Here is a 3,127-nt window from a genome sequence, read left to right as displayed (position 1 = left end):
ATTGGGGACTGGGGACTGGGGACTGGGGACTGGGGACTGGGGACAGTGGGAATAAATTATTACCAATTACCAATCACCAATTACCAATTACCAATCACCAATTACCAATTACCAATTACCAATTACCAATTACCAATTACCAATTACCAATTAATTTAAATGTTAAAATTAAATACCATCTTGGTAAACCAGCAAATTTTTCCCCTACTATGGTTCAATATACTCTCGCTCAAAGTCCAGAAATTATCCTCACTGTTCCTGGAAGAGATTCGGCTAAAGCCCGTGATAAAGCAATGGATCAGTTGATGGAACTGATGGAAGCTGATAAACTACCCACAGAATTGGAAGAAGGTTTTGGTCCTCAACAGTTAATAGAAGTCAAAGAACCAACTATTGATAATACTAGCGGTGAGGATGCCATTACCCAAGCTGTACAAGTTCTCAGTAATTTGGCTACACTCAAGTTAAAAGTCCAGGAAACCCGCGCTGAAGCTTTAGAAATTCGTAAAGCTGTTGATGTTCTATTTTCTGATAATACTGTAACTGAGGATGAAATTACCCGTCTCAAGGAAGGTTTCAAGGTGCTAAAAAATTTCGCCCAAGCTAATATTCGTTATCAAGAAGCAAAAGCGAAAGCTGAACAAGCGAGAGAAATTTTAGATCAAGCTTTAAAATCACCCGAAAAATAACAATATTGAGTAATTGGTAAATCTAAAATCCCAAATCTAAAATATAAAATCCAAAATATCAAAAAGGGTAGACTTTTTAATCTACCCTTGATAATTATTTGATAATACTGGGGCGCTAGGATTCGAACCTAGGGATGGCGGGACCAAAACCCGCTGCCTTACCGCTTGGCTACGCCCCACTGCTTTCACTCTAAATAATATAGCAGTCACACCATAGGTTTTGTCAAGGGTTTTTTCCAAAAAATTTCCAAAAAATTTCCGATTCCTTAGCAGGTGGCTATAGAAGATCCCGGACTTCTCCAAGAAGTCCGGGATCTGAGGGATTTGAGGCAAAAAAAGAGGGAAGGTTGTTATCCCTTCCCTTGGTTGGTTGTTTTTCTGGTTTTTTTGGTTGTTTTCTGGCTTTTGCTGTTCTTTGAGTTTGTTTCTCAGCATCTGCTGTTGTTTCTTGATTTGTCTTTTTCTGGCTGAACCGCCCCGGCCTTTGTCGTTTCTCCCTTGTTTACGGGGGGATTCCCATCTTTTTAAGCGCATAGTGTTTTTTGTGGTGAGTAATGACTATGAAATGCTATGAGCAGCACTTGTCTTATTATAATACAGAATTTTCAGTTTTTACAGAAAGTTAGACCAGGTTGTATATAAAGGCTGATTTGCAGACAAGCTACTCATCCTCTTCAGATAGTATTGCATCAAGATCAATTTCTACATCAGCAACTAGAGATTGAACACGGTTTACTAAATCTGGTTTAATAATATACCTAATCTTGTAAAATCCAATTTGCTAGATTTTGTCTAATTCTTGTTAATCTTGCTTCAGAAATTTCACCAATTTTTCCTAAAAGTATCTGTTCGGAAACTACAGCTAGTCGTGAAACTCGAAACACACTTTCTGATTTTAAGCCTGTTTGCGAAAAATCAACATCTTGGGGTGAGATAATTTCATCTAATCCTACTATTTCTTGTCCTGTTTTTGTGGAAATCATACAGGCTAACCAGTCATCATAACTATTATTAGATAGGGGTTTGATGAGTAGTGCAGGGCGTAGTTTCCCCAGTATCAGGTTAGTTTGCGGAAATCTGAAAAGAACGATTTGACCTGCTATTGCCATTGTTCTATTAAATCGGATTCGGTGTATTCAGGAAGATGATCATTTTCTAAGTCTCTCATAGCTTGTTCTAAGGAAAACTCGTTCCATTCTTCATTTTCTTTGTTATTCAAGATTGGGATTAATATTTTTTGAATTGTCCATTTTTCTTCTTCTATCAGTTCTAAAATAGTTTCTTTGATCAGGGCTTTTAGTTGTTGGTTTTCCATTGTTCACCTTTGGTTAATCATTCTTTGATTTTACCTTGTTTTTAAGTCGTGGATCTGTGAATAGGAGATTGAGAACGAACCACCACAGAGGCACAGAGGACACAGAGAAAAATATCTGTTATTTTTTAGTAGGTTAACATTAACATCCTGTACATCCTTTAATCCTGGTTATCCTGATTCAAACTTAATATTTTTCTGTAATCTTTAAATTTTACAGTTTACTGTTATGAACGCAAGATCAGAACTATTACAACCGCTTTCCAGTAATCATCTTGAGAATACAAACTAATAACTACTTTCCACCACCATATCGAACCTACGGGAAAAAAAGGAAGATGCGCTTTTGGTGCTTTTATGTCAAAGGTAATCTCGTTATAAGACAGTAAATTTTCTCCTGTTCTCCATCCTACCTTATCTATAAATCTATTCAAGATTTGGCGGTTGTAAGTTGTTGTCCCCCCCACACTTTCATAAATCTGCTTCTGTACAGAAAAACCAAAGCGTCCATTACTATTCTTTACCCACAAATTGTCTATAATGCTGATGTCTCCACTTGGAATATTAAGAACATTGTCTATTTCCAAATAACCCGGTATTCCTCGGTTAGCAAGCGTCAATATTATCCTTCTTGTTTCCTCATCTGCTTCTTTCCACTTTCTTGCTGCTAATAATTTCTCTAGTTTTTGATACCGACTTGTTACAGTAACAGATGGTGGAGGTGGTGGAGGTAAAATTTGAGAAGGCGATCGCCTCACATTTTGATCTACAAAATTTAACTCCTGCATCACGTCTTTCACAGATTGATAACGATGTTTAGCAATAGGACTTGCTAATTTTTCCAAAATCTTCCCTAACTCATCACTTACCACATTACCATTTAAAAAATCTCTCCATACCCATTCCCCTTCCATCGGACTATATAAATCAAAGGGACTAACTCCTGTTAATAAATGCAAACAAGTTACCCCTAAACTATATAAATCACTACTAAATAAAGGTTTACCCATTGACTGTTCAGGGGCGCAATATTCAGCAGATCCAATAATTGTTCCTGTAGCTGTGCGTTGCTGTGGTTTGACTATTTTCGCCGCCCCAAAATCTACTAAAAATAACTTATTTTCAC

The 3,127-nt window shown here is 37.0% G+C and carries 4 protein-coding genes and 1 tRNA gene; 1 reads left to right on the top strand and 4 read right to left on the bottom strand.

What is annotated here, in order from left to right; translation table 11 throughout:
• Positions 1 to 209 precede the first annotated feature (209 nt).
• A complete protein-coding gene (locus FFR48_RS26630; RefSeq protein WP_096572687.1) occupies positions 210 to 689 on the top strand; it encodes a hypothetical protein in 480 nt (159 codons plus the stop codon).
• Between the two features lie 107 nt (positions 690 to 796).
• Here the strand turns inward: FFR48_RS26630 and FFR48_RS26625 are convergent.
• The 4 genes from FFR48_RS26625 to FFR48_RS26610 all read right to left on the bottom strand — a co-directional run.
• Positions 797 to 868: transfer RNA gene (locus FFR48_RS26625), tRNA-Gln, on the bottom strand.
• 579 nt (positions 869 to 1,447) lie between these two features.
• Entirely contained in the window at positions 1,448 to 1,798 is a 351-nt protein-coding gene (locus tag FFR48_RS26620) for a type II toxin-antitoxin system PemK/MazF family toxin (protein WP_137669428.1), read from the bottom strand.
• Positions 1,789 to 2,004, bottom strand: coding sequence for a hypothetical protein (locus FFR48_RS26615; RefSeq protein ID WP_137669427.1), 216 nt, complete (start codon positions 2,002 to 2,004; stop codon positions 1,789 to 1,791). Before FFR48_RS26615 ends, FFR48_RS26620 begins: the two co-directional genes overlap by 10 nt.
• Before the next feature lie 224 nt (positions 2,005 to 2,228).
• Positions 2,229 to 3,127, bottom strand: an 899-nt coding sequence (locus tag FFR48_RS26610; protein WP_137669426.1) for a GUN4 domain-containing protein, incomplete at its 5' end; no start/stop codon positions are given.

Origin of the sequence: Sphaerospermopsis reniformis (genome assembly GCF_005402885.1) — a bacterium.
GTDB lineage: Bacteria > Cyanobacteriota > Cyanobacteriia > Cyanobacteriales > Nostocaceae > Sphaerospermopsis > Sphaerospermopsis kisseleviana.
Note: the sequence above shows the minus strand (reverse complement) of the source record. Positions and strands in the feature narration are given on the sequence as shown.

Excerpts from the sequence above, each read along its gene's own strand:
- FFR48_RS26630 (WP_096572687.1), top strand. The coding sequence starts at position 210 with ATGGTTCAATATACTCTCGCTCAAAGTCCAGAAATTATCCTCACTGTT.
- FFR48_RS26620 (WP_137669428.1), bottom strand. The coding sequence starts at position 1,798 with ATGGCAATAGCAGGTCAAATCGTTCTTTTCAGATTTCCGCAAACTAAC.
- FFR48_RS26615 (WP_137669427.1), bottom strand. The coding sequence starts at position 2,004 with ATGGAAAACCAACAACTAAAAGCCCTGATCAAAGAAACTATTTTAGAA.